Origin of the sequence: Vibrio sp. MOR3 (assembly GCF_001557775.1) — a bacterium.
In the GTDB taxonomy this organism is placed as follows: Bacteria; Pseudomonadota; Gammaproteobacteria; order Enterobacterales; family Vibrionaceae; genus Vibrio; species Vibrio jasicida.
In genome coordinates this window covers 188,792-213,881 of the sequence record NZ_LNRD01000003.1, presented here as the reverse complement: position 1 = coordinate 213,881, position 25,090 = coordinate 188,792, and the positions used below count along the sequence as shown (strand labels likewise).

General features: G+C 44.2%; 19 protein-coding genes. 15 read left to right on the top strand and 4 right to left on the bottom strand.

Annotated features, from left to right (window positions below):
* Positions 1-181: 181 nt before the first annotated feature.
* From ATB76_RS08265 to ATB76_RS08225, 9 genes are all read left to right on the top strand, one after another.
* Entirely contained in the window at positions 182-3,250 is a 3,069-nt protein-coding gene (locus ATB76_RS08265) for a thrombospondin type 3 repeat-containing protein (protein ID WP_061035034.1), read from the top strand.
* A 236-nt stretch (positions 3,251-3,486) separates the two neighbouring features.
* The gene (locus ATB76_RS08260; RefSeq protein WP_061035033.1) at positions 3,487-4,278 is read left to right on the top strand and encodes an SH3 domain-containing protein; all 792 of its coding nucleotides are present in this window, start codon (positions 3,487-3,489) and stop codon (positions 4,276-4,278) included.
* A gap of 191 nt (positions 4,279-4,469) precedes the next feature.
* Positions 4,470-5,018 carry a phosphatase PAP2 family protein gene (locus ATB76_RS08255; RefSeq protein ID WP_038866139.1) on the top strand — a complete coding sequence of 183 codons (549 nt, stop codon included), beginning with the start codon at positions 4,470-4,472 and terminating at the stop codon, positions 5,016-5,018.
* A gap of 3 nt (positions 5,019-5,021) precedes the next feature.
* The gene (locus ATB76_RS08250) at positions 5,022-6,068 is read left to right on the top strand and encodes an MJ1255/VC2487 family glycosyltransferase (protein ID WP_061035032.1); all 1,047 of its coding nucleotides are present in this window, start codon (positions 5,022-5,024) and stop codon (positions 6,066-6,068) included.
* Between the two features lie 530 nt (positions 6,069-6,598).
* On the top strand, positions 6,599-7,564 hold the full coding sequence (calR, locus tag ATB76_RS08245) for a LysR family transcriptional regulator CalR (protein WP_038866143.1): 966 nt from the start codon (positions 6,599-6,601) through the stop codon (positions 7,562-7,564).
* A 293-nt stretch (positions 7,565-7,857) separates the two neighbouring features.
* Positions 7,858-9,666 carry a long-chain fatty acid--CoA ligase gene (locus ATB76_RS08240; protein ID WP_061035031.1) on the top strand — a complete coding sequence of 603 codons (1,809 nt, stop codon included), beginning with the start codon at positions 7,858-7,860 and terminating at the stop codon, positions 9,664-9,666.
* Between the two features lie 448 nt (positions 9,667-10,114).
* On the top strand, positions 10,115-11,839 hold the full coding sequence (locus ATB76_RS08235; protein WP_038866146.1) for an acetolactate synthase 3 large subunit: 1,725 nt from the start codon (positions 10,115-10,117) through the stop codon (positions 11,837-11,839).
* A 1-nt stretch (position 11,840) separates the two neighbouring features.
* A complete protein-coding gene (gene ilvN / locus ATB76_RS08230; protein ID WP_009843336.1) occupies positions 11,841-12,335 on the top strand; it encodes an acetolactate synthase small subunit in 495 nt (164 codons plus the stop codon).
* Positions 12,336-12,466: 131 nt separating this feature from the next.
* Complete coding sequence (locus ATB76_RS08225; RefSeq protein WP_038866148.1) at positions 12,467-14,347, top strand: diguanylate cyclase; 1,881 nt, start codon at positions 12,467-12,469, stop codon at positions 14,345-14,347.
* 74 nt (positions 14,348-14,421) lie between these two features.
* On the opposite strand, the gene ATB76_RS08220 is transcribed toward ATB76_RS08225, so the two are convergent.
* Together ATB76_RS08220 and pykF are read right to left on the bottom strand one after the other, a co-directional pair.
* A complete protein-coding gene (locus tag ATB76_RS08220; RefSeq protein ID WP_081094899.1) occupies positions 14,422-15,093 on the bottom strand; it encodes a GntR family transcriptional regulator in 672 nt (223 codons plus the stop codon).
* Between the two features lie 152 nt (positions 15,094-15,245).
* Positions 15,246-16,658: a pyruvate kinase PykF gene (gene pykF / locus ATB76_RS08215; RefSeq protein ID WP_038866152.1), complete on the bottom strand. Its 1,413-nt coding sequence runs from the start codon at positions 16,656-16,658 to the stop codon at positions 15,246-15,248.
* Between the two features lie 432 nt (positions 16,659-17,090).
* Here pykF and ATB76_RS08210 point away from each other — a divergent pair, with 432 nt between their 5' ends.
* The 6 genes from ATB76_RS08210 (at position 17,091) to ATB76_RS08185 (ending at position 23,817) form a co-directional block, all read left to right on the top strand.
* Entirely contained in the window at positions 17,091-17,852 is a 762-nt protein-coding gene (locus tag ATB76_RS08210; RefSeq protein ID WP_038866154.1) for a DeoR family transcriptional regulator, read from the top strand.
* Between the two features lie 115 nt (positions 17,853-17,967).
* A complete protein-coding gene (gene glmS / locus ATB76_RS08205) occupies positions 17,968-19,800 on the top strand; it encodes a glutamine--fructose-6-phosphate transaminase (isomerizing) (RefSeq protein ID WP_038866157.1) in 1,833 nt (610 codons plus the stop codon).
* Between the two features lie 221 nt (positions 19,801-20,021).
* Entirely contained in the window at positions 20,022-21,137 is a 1,116-nt protein-coding gene (locus tag ATB76_RS08200; RefSeq protein WP_061035030.1) for a DUF481 domain-containing protein, read from the top strand.
* 131 nt (positions 21,138-21,268) lie between these two features.
* A complete protein-coding gene (locus tag ATB76_RS08195; protein WP_038866161.1) occupies positions 21,269-21,646 on the top strand; it encodes a DUF3316 domain-containing protein in 378 nt (125 codons plus the stop codon).
* Positions 21,647-21,740: 94 nt separating this feature from the next.
* On the top strand, positions 21,741-22,430 hold the full coding sequence (locus ATB76_RS08190) for a heavy metal response regulator transcription factor (protein WP_038866163.1): 690 nt from the start codon (positions 21,741-21,743) through the stop codon (positions 22,428-22,430).
* Entirely contained in the window at positions 22,423-23,817 is a 1,395-nt protein-coding gene (locus ATB76_RS08185; RefSeq protein WP_038866165.1) for a heavy metal sensor histidine kinase, read from the top strand. The genes ATB76_RS08190 and ATB76_RS08185 overlap by 8 nt, the downstream gene beginning before the upstream one ends.
* Here ATB76_RS08185 and ATB76_RS08180 read toward each other — a convergent pair.
* Together ATB76_RS08180 and ATB76_RS08175 are read right to left on the bottom strand one after the other, a co-directional pair.
* Positions 23,771-24,415, bottom strand: a complete 645-nt coding sequence (locus tag ATB76_RS08180) for an HAD family phosphatase (protein ID WP_038866167.1) — start codon at positions 24,413-24,415, stop codon at positions 23,771-23,773. The two genes, ATB76_RS08185 and ATB76_RS08180, sit on opposite strands and share 47 nt — an antisense overlap.
* Before the next feature lie 108 nt (positions 24,416-24,523).
* Positions 24,524-25,054 carry an MltR family transcriptional regulator gene (locus ATB76_RS08175; protein WP_005437418.1) on the bottom strand — a complete coding sequence of 177 codons (531 nt, stop codon included), beginning with the start codon at positions 25,052-25,054 and terminating at the stop codon, positions 24,524-24,526.
* Between the last annotated feature and the right edge of the window lie 36 nt (positions 25,055-25,090).

Sequence of the window (25,090 nt, the reverse complement as noted above, 5' to 3'; positions counted from 1 at the left end):
TTTAAATGCAGGTGTTTATTGCGCTTTGATACTAAATGTAACCGTTTGTTTTACTGAGTTTTAGTTACGTAATATTTCTTAGTTCTTTTCGATCGAGTTCTTGTTATTAGTTTAGTGAATGTGTTACGACTGGCGGAGAGATATTTAAAATGGAGGGCAAATTAATCAAGGATGGTGAGTTATGTTTTATAAATCCCGAGTTGCGTTGGCGATCAGTAGTGCTTTGGTTCTCTCTGCTTGTGGTGGTGACGATTCCAATCAGCCAACGGTTACCGACAATGTGTTAACCGTTAAGGTGATAGATGGCTACATTCAAAATGCAAAAGTATGGTTAGAAAGAAAAGACAGCGTTAACTACATTTTGGAAGACGGAGAGGTAAGTGGTACCACTGATGAAACTGGTGCGGTTTCTCTGGATCTGACTCAAATCGATGACATTAACGACTACCAACTCATCACCTTTGCTGAAGCAGGTATCGCGATCGACGTAGATCATGGTAAACCCATTGCTGAAGATCTGTTGATGGTCGCTTATCAGGGCAAGGTTGTTACGCCATTAACGACATTGGTTGAAGCTAAAATGCGCATGGGCGTTACCAATGCTAGTGAAGCGGATGCTTATCAGCAGGCAGTAAGCGAGGTTGCACAAGCTCTTGGGGTAAGTGAAGCATCGGTGGTTTCTGACTATATTGCATCTCAAACAGAAGAGGCGAAGAAAGTACAAAAAAGTGCGGTCTCTTTAGTTGCTTCTGGTGCTATGCCTGCCTCCGTTCAAGAGCTTGAACAAGCCCAAAACATTATCGCAGATTCTGAGCAAGTGAACCTTTTGGTCGAGAATGCTGGTGATGATCATATCGTGATTAAAGATCCTGAAACGAATGAGCTGATGCTCGTTTCCACTCATGACAGCGATGGCGATCTTATTATTGATGCGCTTGATGCCTTTCCTAATGATGATACTGAATGGTACGACACCGACGGTGATAAGGTTGGGGATAATCAAGACGTTTTCCCTCTCGACCCAAGTGAGAGCAAAGATACAGACAAAGACGCTGTGGGCGATAATGCAGATGCTTTCCCTAACGATCCCTCAGAAACGAAAGACAGCGATAAAGATGGTGTCGGTGATAACAGCGATGCCTTCCCAAATGATGCCTCAGAGTCTAAAGACAGTGATACGGATGGTGTTGGTGACAATAACGATGCCTTTCCAAATGATCCATTAGAGTCTAAAGACAGTGACAAAGATGGCGTTGGTGACAATAGCGATGTTTTCCCAACTGATGCATCAGAATCTAAAGATAGCGATAAAGACGGTGTCGGCAACAATAGTGATGCTTTCCCAACTGACGCATCAGAATCTAAAGACAGCGATAAAGATGGCGTTGGTGACAATAGCGATGTGTTCCCAACTGATGCGACAGAATCTAAAGACAGTGACAAAGACGGAGTTGGCGACAACAGCGACGCTTTCCCAAATGATGCATCAGAATCTAAAGACAGCGATAAGGACGGTGTTGGTGACAACAATGATGCCTTCCCAAGTGATGCCTCAGAATCGAAAGACAGTGATAAAGATGGTGTAGGCGATAATGCTGATGCTTTGCCAAACGACCCGACGGAAACACTCGATACCGATGGGGATGGAATTGGTAACAATGCTGACAACGATGATGATGGTGATGGTTACTTAGATGCTGAAGATAACCAACCACTTGAAGCCCTCAACATACCGAATACGTTAGCGCAATGTGTTGCTTCTTTACCTGAGAATCAGTTCTCTACAGTGGGGATTGATGAAAGGCGAGACAGTAAGCTTTATTCCATTAAGCGAGAAATGAACAATGGTGACACCCAACAGTTTTCTCAAACCGAAATCTTACTTGGCCAGCAATCAGGCTTATCTAATGGATTACTGTCGGATCGAACTTTCCATGTTACCCAAGTGACACCGGATTTTGGTGGTGCTGTCAGTGAATGGGATCCGATTGCAGAGTTAGAGTATACCGACGCGGTAAGCGGTATGTATTACGGTTTACATGACACCTACTATCGTTGGTGGGGTTTTGTCCCTACGATTCAGCAAGAGCACGACGTGGTACTCAATACTCCACTAGTTGTTGATTACACTCGTATTCATAAATGGAACACCGATGTCGAGTCTCCAACTTTTAATCAAGACGCCACCACTTTGTTCTACAAAGGAAAAGACATTTTAAATGTGGATGGCACTCTCGTTGAAGTGTGTATTTCAGGGAATGAGGGCAACTATGCCTTTGTAGACAACGATGGCAGCAACGAGCCTGTGCCAGTATATATTTCAGAGACAACGACAAATTACACCGCTAGCCAAAATCTGGTGGTGAAAAGTGAACGTTCATACATGGAGTATGCTGACGAGGCAAAAGTGACGCCTGTTTGGGGATGGAGTAACTACGTCAAGCAATTGGAAGGCTTTACCATCAATCATCAAGCTTATGGTAAAGACCCGATACTCTCTAGAGTCCCAGAAGGTGAGTTCGCCACATTCGAGCAATGTTTGGCTTCTCTAGAAGAGGGTGAATATGTCGCTGAGGTTGGCGATATCAACACCTACCGAATGCAGCGCTCTCGCTTCAATGAGTTTGATGAGTATGTTGAGCAGGAGGCGAATTACGAGTGGCACCTGTTAGTGAATGAAAACTATCAGTGGAATGACATGAATGTTCGTCTGGAGCAACTGTTTGCGATTTTACTCGATAGTACCGCCTGGTTTAAAGAGCACTACCATCGTGGTCAAAACGGAGATTGGTTGGGCGTTGAAGGGTATGAGCCGAATAGTGATGTTGATATTAAATGGGGTTCTCGAACGACTAAGCAACTAGCGTGGAGCGAAAATGCTTATTATCGAATTCCTAATGTTACGTACAGTCAATTCTCAATCCATGATCCTTCAACCCAGTATGGCAGCGATAGTGATGACGACCAGCTCGTTGATTGGCGCACTGGTAACGTGATGTACAGCCAAACCTACGCGGGCAAGAAAACGATTAATTACGATGTGGACGGCCAGCAATATCAAGCCGAAGTATGTCAGCAGTTTAGCTACAGCACATCAGAGTATTTTGATGAAGCAGGGACAAAACTGGGTGAGATGACGGAATGGCAACGACAGGTTGATAGCTACGATAGCAAGGGAATCGTACAGCGAGAGCGAAGCAATAACACCTGGTCAACAGAAGTGTGGAACCGAACTTCAACCAACCATTAACGAGTCGAAAAGCGGTTACTTTGGTAGCCGCTTTTTTTTGCACACTTATTAGTGCGTGGAAAATTGTATTCGAGCAAGTCTTAATCATGAGAAGAGTAATAGAGAGAGAAGTTTTATACCGCACGCTTTGCGAGCTATCACACAAAGGGGTTAATTGATTAGCCTAATTCCATTAGAGCGTTTTATAGTAGAGCGGTTGCATGGATGGATTTTACAAGCAAATAGGTTGAGGATTGATGGATTTCGCGAAACAACTCGGACGTTCGACACTGGCGATAGCGGTACTTTCTCTGTCTGGCTGTCAGCTGCTTCAGTTTGGATTGGCTGAAGCAACGGCTTCTTCTGTGATGAGAAATGATCATGCCCAAAGTGTCATGGTGATTAATCATCAAATGGATCAGTATTTAAGTGAAGATGGACGCGAGTCCTTTTTAAATCAAATGCTGGTGGCATTGGAATCAGATAACCGCGATAAGTTTAAAGGTAAAGACCCGGACACTTACACATGGTGGAAGATTCGTGTTCAGCCAAATCAATGGAAAGAGGCTGAAGTCAGCCGTCCCGTCGTTGAGGGTGTGGACACATCAAAAACGTTAGAGTTTATGGATGTCTCTTATCGTTCGAAAACCACACTTAACTTGCGATCTAATCCTAGCTTAGATGGAGAGAAGTTGGGGGAGCTAACAAAAGGTGAAGTGTTTAACGCGATTGCCAAAGTGGAAGGAGAACCTTGGTTGTTGGTTGAACAAAAAGGCCTGATCAGAGGTTATGTCCATAAAGACTATGCTCGCAGCAATGTCGTGAATCGCGATATTCTTTCTATCAAACCTAACCCTCTGTTAAGTGACGAAACTTCATCGGTAGATAAGCCAAAAGATAATGAGTTGTTCGGTAGTTACACCTGTCGTGATCTCAGTTACGAACTGACCAAAAATGGCAATATCACCACAGGCTCGCTTCGAGCCTGTCGCAAGCAGAGAAAAATCTGGTATATCGATGCGCCAGCTGAGAGCTCGGATCGATCGTAATTCGCAACGCCTACCATTTTGAATCTTCAGTGATACCAATATTGTGTCACTGAAACCTATGCCTCTTCAGGCTTTTCCCCTCTCTCTCTGAAACATCATTTGTCATCAATTGTCCAAATTCTCGTCATGTAGCTGTCACTTTCAGCACCTACTTTTCATACAAAGGTATTGTCAAAGTAAAGGGAAGTAACATGCGAGCTTTAGAGACAATTTCACAGCCAATCGCCACTATCGCTAAGTTCGATTTGGCGTTTTCTAGTGTGTGCTTACAGCACCGTTTTAATCAACAGGTCGCCAACATCAGTAAAGGGGTCTCACACAGCGGAGATGGGCACCTTTATGTTGTGCTTGGCTTATTAGCCTGGTTTTTAGATCAACAGCAAGGGCAGTGGTTTTTACTCGCTGGTCTGATTGCATTTGCTATCGAGCTCCCGATTTATTGGACGTTAAAGAACAGCTTTAAACGACGTCGGCCCGAAGAACTGAGCGCAATGCTTCCTGCTTTTATTACCCCTTCAGATCGCTACAGCTTACCTTCTGGACACACGGCTGCTGGTTTTGTGATGGCGACCATCATCAATCATTTTTACCCAGAGCTTGGAACTTTCGCCTTTGTGTGGGCGAGCTTAATTGGCACGTCGCGCGTTTTGCTCGGGGTGCATTTTTTCACTGACATCATCATTGGCGCTTTGTTAGGCGGCCTTTGTGGTTCTATTGCTTTGGCCATAGTAGGAGGCTAATGAATGAAAATCCTGTACGGTGTTCAAGGAACGGGAAATGGTCACATTGCTCGAGCGAGAGCGATGAGTGAGGCATTTAAAGCGCATGAAGTTCAGGTTGATTTTCTATTTTCAGGTCGTGAGCCTGAGAAATATTTCTCGATGGAAGCGTTCGGTGATTATCAGACGTGTCGAGGTTTTACTTTTATCACAGAGAAAGGCTCGGTAAATTACGCCAAAACGGCATTGAGCAACAATCTGATTCAGTTTTTCAAAGAAGTTCAGCAACTGGATTTGTCTCGCTATGACTTGGTTATCAATGATTTTGAGCCCGTTTCAGCTTGGGCGGCTCGTAAGCAAAACAAACCATGCATTGGCATCAGTCACCAAAATGCGTTTCGTTATCCAGTACCACTGAAAGGCGCGAGTTGGTTCGATAAGTCTGTCATTGAGCATTTCGCTCCTTCGCAGCATCATTTAGGGTTGCATTGGTATCATTTCGACCAACCGATATTACCTCCGATTGTGCATACGTTAGAAAACACCATGGATAACGACGACTTTGTTTTAGTGTATTTGCCATTCGAATCGATAGAAGACATCAGTGATTTGCTGTTTCATTTTAACCAACAGACGTTTGTTTGCTATCACCCTAACGTGATTGAGTGTGAGCGGATTGAGAATATCGAGCTGAGACCGCTGTGCCACACCAACTTCCAGCATCACCTTCAACGTTGCAGTGGTGTGATTGCCAATGGTGGGTTTGAATTGCCATCGGAGGCGTTGTCATTGGGCAAAAAACTTTTGCTCAAGCCACTCGCTGGACAATTTGAACAGCAGAGCAATGTTGCAACGTTAGAAGATCTTGGGCTAGCTACATCGATGGAGAGTCTGGATATTTCAATTGTTCGTCAGTGGTTGAAAGAGCAGCAAGCTGAAAGCGTCAAATACCCAGATGTAGCGAAATCCATCGCATCATGGGTCTTGCAAGGTGCGTGGGACACACCAGAGAAGCTCTCTGAAGAGCTGTGGGAGCAAGTTGATTTTCCTAGCTACGTCTCCAATATATAACCCATTCATTTGTCTTTTCAATAACAGCAGTTTCTTTGCGAAGCTGCTGAATTTTTATGCCCTCAATATCATTTCTATTCACTGTGATTTTGCTGCCTCTTTAACTGATTTGTGCACTTTGTGAACCAAAGTATTGACGCTGGTTTTTGAAGTGAACTGCAAAGAATAAGCTGGGCAAATGAGTTGTGTGAGCCTTGTAGAATGTCATTAACGTGCTAAATAGGTTGTCAGAAATCTCTGATTTAGTCGTTTTATACTTTTTTATGTTTTTCTTAAGGTTATGATAATTAAAGGTTAAATACCTAATTGGCTAAAATTTAATGATTAAATATCAATCTAGTTGCGAAACCTTGATTGATTAGTTGATAGTACAGTTCAAGCCGGAAATATCCGGACGATAAATATAATACAAATTCGGTGTTCTATTCCTGAAAATGATCTGAATCCAGCCACGGTTGTTTGTGCGCACAGAGATTCTATTCGTTAAGAATTCATTGAACCAAATTGACGATTACAAAGAGGCGCACTCAATGTTAGATAAAAAAGACGCGATGAGCGCAATTGCTAGCTACCGTATGGAAAGCACATTGCGTGGTGTAGATTTAAACCTATTGACCGTATTTGATGCTGTGATGCAAGAGCAAAACATTACTCGTGCAGCGCACAACCTAGGCATGTCACAACCAGCAGTAAGTAATGCGGTTGCACGTCTAAAAGTGATGTTCAACGATGAGCTATTTATGCGTCAGGGTCGCGGTATTCAGCCGACTCAACGTGCTCGTCAACTGTTTGGTCCAATCCGCCAAGCACTACAACTTATCCGTAATGAACTACCAAGCTCAGTATTCCAGCCAGAGTCTTCAACTCGTCTATTTAAGCTAGCGATTTGTAGCCCATGTGACATGCGTTTTGCACCTCGCATTATGGCGAACGTCAACGAGCAAGCGCCAAGCGTACAGCTTCACCTAGATGCGGAATTTGATCGTCTTCTATCTGAACGCATGCGCTACCAAGAAATCGACTTCGTAATTGACTACGCACGTTTCGATGACCAAGGTTTCTCAAGCACTGAAATCTTCAAAGATGAGTTAGTTGTGATTGCATCTAAGACGCACCCTCGTATTCAAGGTGGCGTATCTGCTGAGCAACTGATCAACGAAAAACACGCGAAACTTTCACGTGTACATGGTCAACGTAGTTTCTCTGAGCAAGCGTACCGTGAGCTTGACTGCCAAGCTGCGTACGAAGGTTCAAGCCTAAGCAACCTGCTATACGTAGTAAGCCAATCTGAACTTGTTACGATTGCACCACGTTGGATGGCTGAAAACGCAGTAAACAGCGATCAACTACAAATCCTAGATTTCCCGTTTGAAAACAAAGAAATCAGCGGTTACCTAAGCTGGCATGAATCAAGCGAGAAAGACAAAGGCCACATCTGGCTACGCGACCAGCTAATGATCACTTGTGGTGAAGTGGTTGCGCTTAAACAAGCTTAATTTATCGTCTGACTAACTGGTCAGACTGGATTTGTAATCATCAATTTTTACAATTCCTTGGCCCCGAGAGTATTCTGTCTCTCGGGGTCTTTTTATTTCTGCTAATTAATAACCGAAACAGCGACTTAAGTTGATTAAACCTTCAACAGTTAAAGACCTGCTATGCTCTCATTAGTGATAGTGCTCTCTTAATAATGATAAGTTTGATAATGGTCAGTTGCGTTTTTAGGCGTCGAGGTTACACTTGTGCGCTCAAATAGCTTACGCCTGTAAGCCAAAAGGTAATGTAGAGAATGGCCAAGTTAGATTTTCATATCGTTAAACGTATTCGTGAACAAATTGCGAAAGGTGGTACTCGTGTTGCACTCAAACATAAAGTGGGTGATGCATGGCAGGGTATTACTTGGGAGCAGTTTGGGCAGCAAGTAGATGCTTTGTCACTTGCACTTTTGGCTCAAGGATTGGGCGTTCAAGATAAGATCGGTATCTTCTCGAACAATATGCCGCAATGGACCATCGCTGATTTTGCAGCGCTGCAATTGCGTGGCGTAACCGTACCTATCTACCCAACCAACACAGCTGCGCAGTCTGCTTACATCATCGACAATGCAGACGTAAAAGTACTGTTTGTCGGTGAGCAGCCTCAATTTGACGCAGCCGTCAGCATCTTTGGCGAATGTCAGCAGCTAGAACTGATTGTTGCGATGTCGAATGACATTGAACTTGGCGAACATACGTTTGCAATGACGTGGGATGATTTCATCGCTAAAGGTGACGATAGTCATCAGAGCGAATTAACTTCTCGTTTAGAGCAGGCGCAAGAAGAAGATCTTCTTACATTGATTTATACCTCTGGTACCACGGGACAGCCAAAAGGCGTAATGTTGGATTACGCTAACATTTCGGCTCAGCTTGAAGGCCACGATGAGCGTTTAAGTTTGACGGAAGATGATGTGTCTTTGTGTTTCCTTCCGCTATCACATGTATTTGAGCGAGCTTGGACGTTCTATGTGCTCTACAAAGGCGCGACTAACTGCTACCTACAAGACACCATGCAAGTGCGTGATGCACTAAGCGAAGTGCGCCCTACCGTTATGAGTGCGGTACCTCGTTTCTATGAGAAAATTTTCTCTGCTATCCATGAGAAAGTATCCCGTGCTCCAATCCACCGTAAAGTGATGTTCACGTGGGCAGTTAACATGGGCGCGAAGATGGCGGCATGTCATCAAGAAAATCGCAAGCCATCGTTGATGCTGCGTAAGTCCTACGCTCTGGCGGATAAACTGGTTCTGAGTAAGCTACGTGCATTGCTGGGTGGCCGCATCAACTTCATGCCATGTGGCGGTGCGAAGTTGGATGAGACGATTGGTCGCTTCTTTCACGCAATCGGTATCAACGTAAAGCTTGGCTACGGCATGACAGAAACAACAGCAACAGTTTCTTGTTGGGATGACCAATGCTTTAGTCCTGACTCTATCGGTATGGCAATGCCTGGCGCACAAGTTAAGATCGGTGAAAACAACGAGATCTTAGTGCGTGGTCCAATGGTGATGCGTGGTTACTACAAAATGCCAGAAGAAACCGAGAAGACTTTCGACGAACATGGTTTCTTGAAAACGGGCGATGCAGGTTACATTGATGAAAATGGCAACTTGTTCATTACTGACCGTATTAAAGAGCTGATGAAGACCTCAAATGGTAAGTACATTGCGCCTCAGGTTGTTGAAGGTGCGATCGGTAAAGACCACTTTATTGAGCAGATTGCTGTGATTGCCGATACACGTAAGTTTGTATCTGCGCTGATCGTACCGTGTTACGACTCGCTAGAAGAGTACGCAAAAGAACTGAACATCAAATATCACGACCGCGTTGAGTTGGTCAAACACCACCAAGTGGTAGAAATGTTAGAGAAGCGCGTAAACGACCTACAAAAAGAGCTAGCGAAGTTTGAGCAAGTTAAGAAATTCAAACTGTTACCAAAAGCTTTCTCGATGGATGAAGGTGAATTAACACCGACTCAGAAATTGCGTCGTAAAGTGATTAACGATAAATACCAAGATGAAATTGAAGAAATGTACAACGAAAAGTCAGATAAAAAGTAACTTAAGCTGACTTAGATTTCAGATTGATGAAAAAATCCCCAGCTGGCTTGATTATGCCGTTGGGGATTTTTTTGTGCCCGTATTTCACACTTATTAATCCCCTTCTTGAAGGAGAAATTGTTCTTTTTGGTGATTTTTGGTGAAATTATTCACTTTATTTCCGCCTTGAGCATGGTCTTGATTCCAATTTGTGTTTATTGGTTAGTGCCTAATCCTAGTTTTGTTCTGATTTATAGCATCTTGTTTAAATTTTGACTCAACTCTCATTAGACCCGTTGATAATAAAACGTTACATTTGTTGTGTTACCTTGCGTTTTGTTATGACAAGCGCAGGACATAGCTGAAAAAGTGGAAGTATTTCTATTAGGCTACGAATAAGACCTAGACTATGTAAAACCAGCCCAATCCGTTGGCCTTACGGAGAGGAAAACTGGTAAGGAGAGCAATTATGACAGCAATGTTGTCAGGCGCAGAGATGGTAGTGCAATCTCTGATCGAAGAGAGCGTAGAGCAAATCTTTGGTTACCCTGGTGGATCCGTTCTGGATATCTACGATGCACTGCACGCAAAAACCGACCAAATTAAACACGTATTAGTACGACACGAGCAAGCTGCGACTCACATGGCCGATGGTTATGCTCGCGCAACCGGTAAACCGGGCGTAGTGCTAGTATGTTCGGGGCCTGGTGCAACCAATACCATCACGGGTATTGCTACAGCGTACATGGACTCGATCCCAATGATCGTTATTTCAGGTAACGTGCCGAATAATCTTATCGGTAATGACGCCTTCCAAGAGTGTGACATTGTGGGTGTATCTCGCCCTGTCGTAAAACACAGCTTCTTGGTTAAAAAGGCAGAAGACATTCCTGAGACGATCAAAAAAGCGTTTTATATCTCGACAACTGGCCGACCTGGTCCGGTTGTGATTGATTTGCCGAAGGATATTTTGAATCCGCAAATCAAGCTTCCTTACGAGTATCCTGAAAACATCTCGATGCGTTCGTACAAACCAACGACCTCAGGCCATAAGGGCCAGATCAAAAAAGCGCTTAAAGCTCTAGTAGAGGCGAAGAAACCGGTTCTTTATATTGGTGGCGGTGCGGTGATTTCCGGTGCGCATGAGCACATTCAAACCTTATCCGATGAATTGAATCTGCCCGTTGTTAGCACCCTGATGGGTTTAGGTGCCTTCCCAGGGACGCATAAGAACTCGTTGGGAATGTTAGGTATGCACGGTACTTATGAAGCCAATATGGCGATGCATGAAGCCGACTTAATCTTTGGTATTGGTGTGCGCTTCGATGATCGTACGACGAATAACTTAGAAAAGTACTGTCCTAACGCGAAGATCATGCACATCGATATTGACCCGTCTTCGATTTCGAAAAACGTCAAAGTGGATCTGCCTATCGTAGGTTCTGCCGATAAGGTGCTCGCGACCATGGTTGGCTTGCTGAATGAGCAAAACAGCAGTAATGATACGCAAGCCATCGCTAAGTGGTGGGAAGACATCCAAGTATGGCGTGAGCGTGATTGCCTAGCATATGAGACCTCTCCGGAACGCATTAAACCGCAACAAGTGATTGAAACGCTGCACAAGCTCACCAATGGTGATGCTTACGTGGCATCGGATGTAGGTCAGCACCAAATGTTTGCCGCGTTGTACTACCCATTTAATAAGCCGCGTCGTTGGATAAACTCTGGCGGCCTTGGCACTATGGGCTTCGGCTTGCCTGCTGGTATGGGTGTGAAATTCGCGATGCCAGAAGAAGAAGTGGTGGTTGTCACTGGTGATGGCAGTATCCAGATGAACATTCAAGAATTGTCGACGGCAATGCAATACGACATTCCAGTGAAGATCATCAACCTAAATAACCGATTCTTAGGCATGGTAAAACAATGGCAAGACATTATTTACCAAGGTCGTCACTCTAACTCGTACATGAGTTCTGTTCCTGATTTTGCTGCAATTGCAGAAGCTTATGGCCACGTCGGTATCCGTATTGAAACGCCAGATCAGCTCGAAGCGGGTCTACAAAAAGCGTTGGATATGAAAGATCGTTTGGTGTTTGTCGACATCAACGTAGATGAAACCGAGCACGTATACCCAATGCAGATTAAAGGCGAGGGTATGGACAAAATGTGGCTAAGCAAAACGGAGAGAACGTAATATGAGACACATTATTTCTTTGTTAATGGAAAACCAACCTGGTGCATTGTCTCGCGTTGTCGGTCTGTTTTCTCAGCGTGGTTACAACATTGAATCGTTGAACGTATCTCCAACCGATGATGAAACCTTGTCGCGTTTGAACATCACGACCAACTCTGATGAGATGCAATTAGAGCAGATTCAGAAACAACTGCATAAGCTTATTGATGTGCTTAAAGTTCAAGAGGTGACAGAGTTTGAACACATTGAGCGTGAGCTGATGATGGTGAAAGTGAAAGCGAGCGGCTTTGCGAGAGCAGAAGTGAAACGCACGGCTGACATCTTCCGTGGGCAGATTGTTGATGTGACCGCTTCTCAATACACCGTTCAGTTGGCGGGAACCAGTGAGAAGTTGGATGCGTTCATTCAAGCTATTTCAGAAGTGACTGAAGTGGTAGAGGTAGCACGAAGTGGTGTGGTTGGGGTTGCTCGCGGAGAGCGCTGTCTTAAGCCGTAATAACTGAAACCTTCTATCCAAGTCATTGGGTATTTGTGATAAGCCATCGTGAAATCGATGGCTTTTTGTTTAGAAAATAACAACTGATGATATAATTGATGGTTTCGTAAACAAAATGGGTAGTAATACGCGTGAAAGTCAGAAGGTTAGTCGGCTCTTTGTTGGCGACAACGCTATTTTTTAGCGCGTTAATCTCTACCTATTATTATCAAAAATATCAAAGCTTGTTGGCTAATAATGTAGAAAATACGGCCAAGGAAGCACTTCACCAATTGGCCTATTCTGAACGTGAATACAATAACGTTCAGGACCAAATATCCTCCATTAGCGACCTGCTCGGTCACAGTCAAAGTCTTTATGACTATTTACGACACCCTAATCCCAAAAATTTAGCGATTCTAGAAGAGGTGTGGAGTTCAGTTGCGGTGAACCAAAAGTGGTACACGCAGATCCGCTTTTTAAACCTTGCTGGTCGAGAGAATGTTCGTATTAATTACGACTTCAAAACTCGTATTGCGGCTCCTGCTCGTAAGCTTCAAGACAAGTCCGAACGAGAATATTTTCTTTATGCGCAAAACCTTAAAGACGATCAAATTGGGTCTTGGGGTATTGAATTAGAAAAAGAAAATGGTGACTTGATTCATCCATATCGACCATCAGTTCGAATCATGATGCCTGTCGCGATGAATGGGGTACGAGAAGGGTACTTGGTATTAAATATCGACGTTCAATACCTCTCCTCCCGATTGAACTATTCACCGGTTCGAGATTTCAACATCGAACTGATTAACCAGCCCGGTTTTTATGTCGCGAGCTTACACAGTGATAAATTGTATGGCGACATCATTCCAGATCGTGAACGCTTTAATTTTGGCCTAATGCACCCAGACATTTGGCAAAATATGGGCTCAGAAAAAATGGGTTTTGGGTATGACGGTAAACACCTCATTGCGTTCAACACCATTGAGTTTGTCCCTGGTGAGCCATTGCATCTGATCATCGATCTTTCTCAAGAACAACTGCTTGAACGAGCAGAAAGAGATATTGATGACTTAGCCCAAGAAGCCTTATTTGTCCTCAGTTTGATGCTGGTGTTCGCTTTGCCGATTACCACGTTGGCACTCCATTACCGCCGGCATAGTATCGAATCCAAGTTGGCACGTGCCGCGTTGGATGGCATGACCGCTGTGATGATTTCAGACACCTCACATCGCATCATGATGGTGAACCAAGAGTTTGAGAACATGATGGGCTACTCATCAAATCGATTGCGAGGTTGGAACGCTCATAATCTGATTTTCTTGCCGGAAGACATTGAAAACATCCTTTCGATTTGGAGTAAGTTGGGTGTGGAACATGTTTGGGAGGGGGAAGTTCGTTGTCGAACGAAGCTCAACCATGTATTTACTGCCATCATGCGTATCCAAGCTATCATGGCCAAATCAGGAAAAGTCAGTTACTACATTACGTCGTTGGTGGATATTTCTGAACGAAAATTGTTGGAAGAAAAATTACGTAACTTGAGTGAAAAAGACGGTTTAACCAGTCTTTGGAACCGTAGGAAGTTTGAAGAACAATTGACGCAGCATGCCAATATGTTTGAGCGTTATCCTGATACCCCCACAACTTGTTTGGCGTTGTTTGATATCGACCACTTTAAGCGCATCAATGATGAACTCGGTCATGATGAGGGTGACAAAGTGATTCTTAGTGTCGCGGAGACGTTACAAGAAGGCGTTAGAAATACCGATTTTGTCGCCCGTGTTGGTGGTGAAGAGTTTGCGGTGATCATGCCTCATACTTCGACACAAGAGGCGGAAGTGGTATTGAACCGATTGCGAGTTGCGGTAGAACAGAATTCAGAACAGTCGGTGACGGTGAGTGTCGGCTACAGTGATTTAACCGCGGATCGCACTCGCACTTATAAGTGTGCTGATATTGCGTTGTATGAATCGAAAAGTGCAGGGCGTAATCGAGTCTCGATTTGCCACAGCTTTGATGACATAGCGTAACCTACGTCGCTTTGAAGGCGAATACAAAAAAATCGGGTACTTCCCGATTTTTTTATGGCTAGACTTTGTGCGATTTAAGCGGTTTCAATCGCCAATTCAATACGCTCCATTGAGCTTAGCAAGTGCTTATCAAGTAAGTCCATAGCTTCTTCGCTGTTCTTCGCCAGTACCAACTTCATGATCATCTCATGCTCATCAATGTTGAACAGTACATCCTTTTCTGAGCTTAATGTTTGCATTGCGAAGTAACGGTAACGCTTGATCTGATTGATCAGGTCACTGAAGAAGTCAAACATGTTCTTAGAGTCTGCTCCTTCCAATAGAGAAATATGGAATTGATGGTGGCGTTCTTCCCACTCTTTCCAGCAGAAAGTTTCATCGAAGTTCAGGCGAGACAATTTGTGGTATGACGTCAATACATCCAGTTCCCAGCTCTCATCACCCGCTAAAATCGCCTTCTTAAGCAGAACAGAAGAAACAACACGAAGGCTTTCGTAAAGGTCATTCAGCTCCTTTTTACAGACTGGGGCAACCCAACAGCCTTTTTGCGGTTCAAGCTTTACATACTTGCTCCAAGACAGTTGTACAAGTGCTTCGCGAATAGGTGATGCACCTACGTTGTACTTCACTTTCAGATCAGCAACTACAAGCTTTTGACTTGGTTTGAGTTCACCAGTCAGGATGTCCTGACAGATCATTTTTGCAACTTTATCGGTAAGGGTAGGACTGGACACAAGCAACCTCATGAAATTTTTATTATCGTAACGACAACTAAACAGTACGTAGTTCGGTTGTGATTGATAATACAGCGTACTGATTATGAGGGCAAGATTAAATATATAAAAAAAGAGGGCCGAAGCCCTCTTTTTTATTTAACTGATGATTGAATTCTTCAGTCTTATAGAACGTGTACAGAAGCTGTGTTCGTTGTGCCTGAAGCTACTAGAGCACCAGAAACCATAACAACGATGTCGCCTTTGCTGCCGAATTCAGCTTCAAGAGCGTATTCTTTACCCATTTTGTAGAAAGCATCTGTGCTGTCGATAGACTCAACAAGAACTGGACGAACACCTTTAGTAAGAACAAGCTGAGCAGCTGTCTTTTGGTTAGTTGTCAGTGCAATGATGTTTGCAGTTGGGAAGTATTTACGTACTGAACGTGCAGATTTACCGCCTTCAGTTGCAACGATGATTAGAGGAGCTGCTAGTTTTTCTGCTGTGTCTACTGCGCCTTTACATACTGCTTCAGTAATGCGAAGACGTGGGCTGTCTAGACGAGAACCTAGTTCAGCTTTAAGAGCAGAATCAGTACGGTTCGCGATTTGAGCCATGATAGTAACAGCTTCAACTGGGTACTTACCTTTAGCAGTTTCACCAGAAAGCATTACTGCGTCAGTACCGTCCATGATTGCGTTCGCAACGTCACCCGCTTCTGCACGAGTTGGACGTGGGTTGTTGATCATAGAATCAAGCATTTGAGTTGCAGTGATAACCATCTTACGTGCACGGTTACACTTCTCGATCATCATTTTCTGAGCGAAGATTACTTCTTCAGCTGGGATTTCAACACCTAGGTCACCACGAGCAACCATGATACCGTCAGAAAGCTCTAGGATTTCGTCGAAGTTATCTACACCTTCTTGGTTCTCGATCTTAGAGATGATGTGGATATCGTTGCCGCCGTTTGCGTCTAGGATCTCACGGATTTCTTTAACGTCAGATGCTTTACGGATGAAAGAAGCAGCTACGAAATCAACGCCTTGCTCACAACCAAATTTAAGGTCAGCTTTGTCTTTCTCAGAAAGAGCTGGAAGTTGAACAGAAACGCCAGGAAGGTTAACACCTTTGTTTTCGCCTAGTGCGCCGTTGTTAAGAACTTTACACTTAACTTCTGTTTCAGTCGTAGAGATAACTTCCATTTCAATTAGGCCGTCATCTACTAGGATTGTGTTACCAGCGTTTAGGTCTGCTGCGAAACCAGCGTAAGTTACCGCTACAGTCTCTTTGTTACCAACAACTGAAGTATCAGTTGTGAAAGTGAATTCTTGACCAGCTACTAGATCTACGTCGTTACCGCCTTCTAGCTTGATAGTGCGGATTTCTGGGCCTTTAGTATCAAGAAGGATAGCAAGTTGCTTACCTACTTTGTCCATTACTTCGCGGAAGTTCGCAATACGAGTGCCGTGCTCTGCGAAATCACCGTGAGAGAAGTTAAGACGCATAACGTTCATGCCTGCGTTTACTAGTTCAGTTAGCTTCTCTACAGATTCAGTTTTAGGGCCAATCGTACATACGATTTTGGTCTTTTTCATGGAAGATACTCTCCGGTAAGTATAGTTACAATTTGAAAGTCGGTTATTTAGTCTGAAGTTAGGCGCTTTTGATGGCATTTAGTGCCTGCCATTCACCGATTTTCCGCCTCATTATTAGAACTTCAGATTCTGAAAGTCTTTCACCAAGTTTAGTCATTTTATGACTAAAAGATCGGCGATTTTGGTTACCTTTTTGTGACTAATCCCACTTTATATGCAGAAAGTTGCAAAAAAATAACCGTCAATTCTGTAATTTTTTTTCTTTTCGGTGGCGAATTCTACCACCGAATGAATCCAATATCACTGTTTAAGAATTGTCTTAGGACAAGGTTTTAACGAGAAATATTAATTTTTTGGATCGAAATAAATGGACTTAAAAGTTTCGATTTGACTATAATAAGTTTCAAGTCGAAACTTAAAATCAAAGCTTAAATGTCGAAACGAAACACTCAATTAAGAAGACACGCCATTTCTAACCTAGTAAATGAGCTTGGGGAAGTCAGCGTTGATGAGCTGGCACAAAAATTTGAAACCTCAGAGGTCACGATTAGAAAGGACTTAGCTTCTTTAGAGAAAAACGGACAACTTTTGCGCCGTTACGGTGGCGCCATTGCGATTCCAACGGAAGTTATCCATGAAGAAATGAGTCCAAATGTTTCGAGTCGAAAGTTAAGTCTGGCAAAAGCAGCGGCATCACTGATCCGAGAACATAACCGAATTGTGATCGACAGTGGCAGTACAACGGCTGCGCTGATTCAGCAATTAAATGATAAACGAGGCTTGGTTGTTATGACCAACTCGTTGCATGTCGCCAATGCACTTAACGAATTAGAGAGCGAACCAACCTTGTTAATGACAGGCGGAACTTGGGATACGCACTCAGAATCCTTCCAAGGCAAAGTAGCCGAATCTGTATTACGTGCTTACGACTTCGACCAGTTATTTATTGGTGCTGATGGTATCGATTTAGAGCGCGGAACTACCACGTTTAATGAGTTAATTGGCTTAAGTAAAGTCATGGCAGAAGTGTCTCGTGAAGTCATTGTCATGATTGAGTCTGAGAAAGTGGGACGTAAGATCCCGAACTTAGAACTCGCTTGGGACCAAATTAATGTGTTGGTTACCGATGCAGAGTTACAACCAGAACACAAAGTACAGATTGAACAACATGGCGTTAAGGTTATTTGCGCCTAATCTTATAATGTAATCAGTTTCATATTTCACTTCCCTCTGGATAAAGGCCTTTGCTTGCTGCCTCTATTTGAAATCATGGCCAGGGAAGAACAAAACTACAAACGGAGATAAACACATGTGTGGAATCGTAGGTGCAGTAGCACAACGAGATGTTGCAGAAATTTTAGTTGAAGGCCTACGCCGCTTGGAATACCGCGGTTACGACTCTGCGGGCGTTGCGATTGTTGATGGTGAGACAAATTTAACGCGTATTCGTCGTCTAGGTAAGGTACAAGAGTTGGCCGACGCAGTAGACGAAGCGAAAGTGATCGGTGGTACTGGTATTGCGCACACTCGTTGGGCAACACACGGTGAACCTTCAGAAGTGAACGCACACCCACACATGTCTGGTGACATCGCAGTGGTACACAATGGCATCATCGAAAACCATGAAGAGCTACGTGAACTGCTTCAATCTCGTGGTTACGTATTTGAATCTCAAACGGATACTGAAGTTATCGCTCACATGGTTGAGTGGGAGCTTCGCACTTCAGAAACGCTACTAGAAGCGGTACAGAAGACAGCAAAACAATTGGATGGCGCATACGGAACGGTAGCGTTGGATCGTAAAGACCCTTCACGCATCGTAGTGGCACGTTCAGGCAGTCCAATCGTCATTGGTTTTGGTGTGGGTGAAAACTTCCTTGCTTCTGACCAACTTGCGCTCCTTAACGTAACACGCCGTTTCATGTACCTAGAAGAAGGTGACGTAGCTGAGATCACTCGTCGTGACGTGACTGTATTTGATGCAACAGGTGAGCGTGTAGAACGCGAAATCACAGAATCAAACGCGGAACACGATGCGGGTGATAAAGGTCAATACCGTCACTTCATGCAGAAAGAAATTTACGAGCAACCAACTGCGCTGATCAACACAATGGAAGGTCGTATCACGGCTGATTCTGTTGTTACTGAGGCAATTGGTGTAAACGCGGCAGAAATCCTAAGCAAAGTGGAACACGTACAAATCGTGGCATGTGGTACGTCTTACAACGCAGGTATGACCGCGCGTTACTGGTTCGAAGACATTGCAGGTGTAAGCTGTGACGTAGAAATCGCTTCTGAATTCCGTTACCGCAAGTTTGTAACGCGTCCAAACAGCCTATTGATCACGCTTTCTCAATCTGGTGAAACCGCTGATACGCTAGCAGCTCTTCGCCTAGCAAAAGAGAAAGGTTACATGGCGGCAATGACCATCTGTAACGTAGCGGGTTCTTCTTTGGTTCGTGAATCTGACTTTGCATTTATGACCCGTGCAGGCGTGGAAATTGGTGTGGCATCAACTAAAGCGTTTACAACTCAGCTTTCAGCGCTACTGATGCTGGTAACTGCTCTTGGTAAGCAACAAAACCGCATCAGCAAAGAGAAAGAAAAGGAGATCGTAGAAGCACTTCATGCCCTTCCAAAGCAAATCAATGCAGCGCTGTCTTTCGAAAAAGAAATCGAAGCACTAGCACCTGATTTCGCAGATAAACACCACACACTGTTCCTAGGTCGTGGTGAGTTCTACCCAATCGCGATGGAAGCGTCTCTAAAACTGAAAGAGATCTCTTACATTCACGCAGAAGCGTACGCAGCAGGTGAACTGAAACACGGCCCTCTAGCGCTAATTGATGCTGACATGCCAGTTGTGGTTGTTGCACCAAGTAACGATCTTCTAGAGAAACTGAAATCAAACGTTGAAGAAGTGCGTGCTCGCGGTGGTTTGCTTTACGTATTTGCAGATGAAGACGCTGGCTTTGAAGGCGATGAGACGATGAAAATTATCAAGATGCCACACGTAAGCGAAATCACAGCAGCAATCTACTACACGATTCCAATGCAGTTGCTTTCTTACTACGTTGCACTGATCAAAGGCACGGACGTAGACCAACCTCGTAACTTAGCGAAGGCGGTAACGGTAGAGTAACTACTACAAGGTGTGATTAAGATTACACTTGCTTATGTTGTGCTATGTAAGTAGCCAGAACCTAAAGCGAAGTCACATGACTTCGCTTTTTTTATGTCTGTAGACACGGTTATGATGCGCAATACGTTGACATTCACTTGTTTACTTTCTGACACGTTGAGCGGTCTGCATCACTATCGTAATCCCACTGATGCGGTTTCAATTGAACTGAAAAGGTCATTATGAAAATCAAACTCTTGGCTTTATGTATCGCGTCCTCGCTTTACCATCCATCAGTGATGGCAGAGGAAGAAACACAAACAGAAGAGCGCAAAAGCCAAACCGTATTCATCGATGAAAGCGATGACTGGTTACAACTCAAATCTGGCGAAGTGATCAAAGGGGAACTGACTGGCACGATCAAGGAAGAAACCAATTCGTTCGATCAAGAGGTTGAATTCGATAGTGATGATCTTGGCGATCAAGAGATCGAACTGGAAGACATTGCGGTATTAGAGACGGCAAGTTTCTTTACCATCCGGACTTCTAGTGGCGACATCTACGATGGCTATTTGTCGATTCGTGAAGATGAATTATATTTGATTAATGATGGAGAAGAATTGTCGTTCCCTGTTTCCGACGTGGTTTCGATCTATCGAGGAGCTGAGAAAGATTCTGATCATTGGACTACCGAGATCTTTTTAGGGTTGGACATCAGCAAAGGCAACACGGATGAGTTCTCACTCCTTGGTGAAGTAGAAGCGGAAAGGAATACTGTCGGTTCGCGGACTAAACTGAAAGCCAAACACGAAAACTCCAAGACGAATGATGAGACCACAGCCAATAACAGTTCGTTTGATGGTTCCTACGACATTTACCTAAGCAACCGTCTATTTTTTAGGCCGCTTAAGCTCTCGCTGCTTAGTGATGAGTTCCAAAATATTGATTACCAAGTCAACGCCTCGATGCAGATGGGTTATTTCATCATTGCCAATTCGCAGACAGAATGGGATGTCTCTATCGGTCCGGGTTACCAGTACACCGACTTTAAAACGGTAGAAGAAGGGGAGTCAGGCGATGCGACCAGTAACACTTTAACCTTCGAATCCAATTTTGAGTATGAACTGACAGACGACATCGATTTCAATCATACCTACAACCTCAATTGGGCGAGCAATGATGCGGGTGGTGCTCGTCATACCAACGAGCTTGGTTTTGATATCGATCTGGTTGATGATCTTGAACTCAGCATTAAAGCCATTTGGGACCATATCTCCGATACCAAAGCCGATGCTGAAGGCGTAGTGCCAGAGAAAGACGACTATAAGTTCCATTTCGGTCTGACTTACGAGATCTGAGTAAGCTGATTATCAGTAATCAATCACTATTTTGGTTTATGACAAAAATGTCATCTTCACGATAGATTGATGTCAGGTGCGTTGTTGAATAATGAAGCCATTGAAAACAAACACACTCAAAGGTCATCAACATGAAAGCACTGAAAACCGCTCTCCTTGTAACAACAATGGCAATCACTAGCGCATCAGCATTTGCTCAACCGACTTTCACTGGTGGAAAATACATTAGCCGTGAAGAAATGAAGACCATTTCTGTTGATCCAACGGCAACCTCGGATGCGGCTTATCAACAAGCGTTAGCTGAACTAAACTCCTTAAAAGACATGTCGTCTCATGAGCTCAATAAAGAGTTGAACATCGTGACTTTCGATGTCGCAAGAAACAGCACGCACCTTCAAGACGGTGGTTTTGTTACGGTACAAGAGCGCATGAATGAGCAGGGACAATTGGAATATCAAGGTACTGTGAACGTAAAAGTGAACTACGCGCAGCGCGACAGTAATCGATAAAAATATGGAATGAAAAGAGTATGATGCAATTTGTGTCGTACTCTTTTTGTGATCGCGAATGCCGAGCGCACCCCGTTGAGATAGAGGGCTGAAATTGAAACTACTGATTGTCGAAGATGAAGTAAAAGCAGGGGAATACTTACAAAAAGGGCTGGTGGAATCGGGCTACGTTGTTGATTGGGTTCGCGACGGTGTCGATGGTTTGTATCACGCAACCAGTGAACCTTATGATCTTATTCTTCTCGACATCATGCTGCCCAAGCTCGATGGTTGGCAAGTGCTCAACACGCTGCGCAGTAGCGACATTCATACCCCAGTTATTATGCTTACTGCCAAAGAGCAGATAGAAGATCGCGTGCGTGGCTTTGAGTTAGGAGCAAACGACTACGTGGTAAAACCTTATGCGTTTGCTGAGCTGCTGGCACGTATTCAGAATGTCTTTCGTCATCATACTTCCTCTCGTGTACAGACCTCTTCTCAGACACTGCAAATTGCCGATTTAAAGCTCGATATGATGAAGCGAGTGGCAACGCGAGGCGGGCAAAGTATTACTTTAACGGCAAAGGAGTACGCGCTGCTTGAGCTTTTGATGCGTAAAGAAGGTCAGGTGTTATCACGAACCACCATTGCGTCATTGGTGTGGGACATGAACTTTGATAGTGATACAAACGTGATTGATGTCGCCATCAAACGACTGCGCAATAAAGTCGACAAGCCATTTGAAACGCCTCTGATTCATACCATCAGAGGGATGGGGTATAAGCTGGAAGCGCCAGATGTTTAAACGCCCTGCCAACCTGTCTATGCAAAACAAACTCGTGCTGATGTTTGTCGGCACGACGCTGGTGGTGTACCTCGCTTTAGCCTTTATTCTCTATTACACCATTGAGCGCCATTTCTTTACTCAAGACTATAACGAAATGGTCAGCAAATATAATGCGATAGAGAAGACCATGATGGTTTCTCCTGAGTCGGCTTATCTGCTTATCGACAACAGCTCTGCTTACATGTGGGCGTTTGAGGAGGGAGAGCAGACCTACAAAAACTCAACGCTTTCTATTCCTAACAAACTGTCTATCACCTTGAGTTCACCGCAGATTTTGAATCAAAACAATGCGATTGAATGGCATGAAGACTCTTTGGATATTCGAGCCTTCGCCTTTAAAGCTAAAGATGTCACTGTGGTGATAGGCACCAGCATTAACCACCATATACTGTTCCTCAATAAACTGGGGTGGATTCTATTCTGGTCGTTGGGCTTCGCGTTTTTAGCTTCTGCTCTGTATAGCCGAACCATTGTAAATCGAGGTTTGAGGCCGATTCTTACCTTAAACAAACACATCCAGCATATTACCCCTGAACAGTTAGATATTCGTATTGACCCTGAGGCGTTGCCGATCGAGTTAAGAGAGTTAGCGATAAAGCACAATGCGATGTTGGATCGATTACAAACCGGTTTTCATCGTTTGAGTGAGTTCTCCTCTGATATTGCTCATGAGCTTAAAACGCCGCTAACTAACATCACTACTCAAAACCAAGTCATACTGGGTGCTGCCCGCAGTTCTGAAGAGTATCAAGAAGCGATTGCTTCTACTTTGGAAGAGCTTGAACGGATAACTAAAACCATCAATGACTTACTGTATATCGCCAAAGCAGAAAACAAACTGATCCATCGACACAACGAGCACTTCGCGGCTCATGAACAAGTGGCTCATTTGATCGAGTATTTCGAAATACTGGCGGAAGATTCAGCGTTGGCCATTACCGCTTCAGGAGAGGCGATGTTGTATATGGACCGAAACATGTTTGAACGCGCTATCAGTAACTTATTATCCAACGCGATTCGTCATGCGTATGACGAGACGACGATTTCGGTTGATATTGAGCAGGTTGATGAACTTGTGAAGATAACCGTCAGCAACGTTGGTGAGGCAATTCCCAAGCAAAACCTACCGTATCTGTTTGACCGTTTTTATCGGGTCGACAAGTCTCGCCAACATTCAGGTAGCGTGGGAGCCGGGCTGGGTTTGTCGATCACTCAATCGATTGTTCACGCCTACGATGGAAGCCTCAGCGTCACTTCAGAAGATGGCCAAACCCAGTTTTGCTTGATACTGCCAGCAGCTAAAACTGACTCAGAAGGGGAGTCACTTCCTCAAGAGAGGCTTTAATGATGACTCTGTCTTTGAGCTCTGGCAGAGGTGGAAGTAAATCCGGAATCATTACAGCTTGGCATTCTGCAGCGAGTGCGGCTTTGATGCCGTTGTTCGAATCTTCCAATACTAAGCACTGCTTGGCGTCCACCCCCAAGTGGCGATAAGCCATTTGATAGCAATCAGGGTTTGGTTTACCGCGCTCCACATCTTCGGCGGTAATCACCAAATCGAACTGCGCAAGGTACTCGCTGCCCGCGAAATTGTGTTTTACCTCTGGAAGGTGAGAAGAGGTGACAATCGCGGTTAATAAGCCATGTTGTTTGATGGCAGAAAACAGTGCGTCGAATCCGGGTTTGAGCGCAATGCCTTGATTTCTTAGATTATGGAAGTGTTCATCTCGCACGGCTTTATAGCGCGGCATATCGATGGCGTCTTGAAAATGCTCAGAGAGTATTCTTTCACATTCAGGGTCTTGGACACCGATAAACTGTTGGTAGAAATCATCGGTGATGGTTAAGCCTTGCTTGGTAGCGGCGTATTGCCAACTTTGCTTGTAGATGGATTCGGTATCGAAAATCAGTCCATCCATATCAAAAAGTACAGCTTTTAACATTGGGTAGGGCTCCTACGTTTTTGGGTGTAGAGCGGCTGACATTGTTATCTTGTTATACCTAAGCAATCTCGAATCCTTTTGAAGGTAGCTTGGGTATAAAATGTACCCTTAGAATGGGCTCTCTTTGCCGAGTTCATTGCAGATCTCGACAATCGCAAGCGAGAGCCCTGACTTAATGATTTGTTGCTGACGTTGCAGTTGTAGCTGATAAAACTCAAGGTCGATGTCGTCATCTGGTTCGTTGACTTCCAGTTGCACCATGCCCATCTTCTTCACCAAATGCAGCTTTTTGATTGGATCTAGAATATTAGGGTCCGTGAACTCGTAGTCAGAAGCGTCGCTATTGAGATGGTTTTTGAGCTTAATGATGTCTTCGATGTCGTGGTAAATATCATCGGGAAGCACACCCAAGCCAAACAATAACTTCAAACGAACAGACAGATCGCCCAGCGGTCCCGAGTCTTGTAACAGCGGACCGACAACCGATTGAACAGCGAAGTTATCTTTACGAAAAATTCTTTGCACTAACCCGTCGATCGAATCGTTAAAAACGTCGACTGCTGCAATGAAAAAGCCTCGTACCGATGGTGCGCTGTTTAATCGCTCAATGATCTCGGTTTCGTTGATGTTATCTGCCATATACTGAATACATTTCTAATTATTAGCTATTCCAAC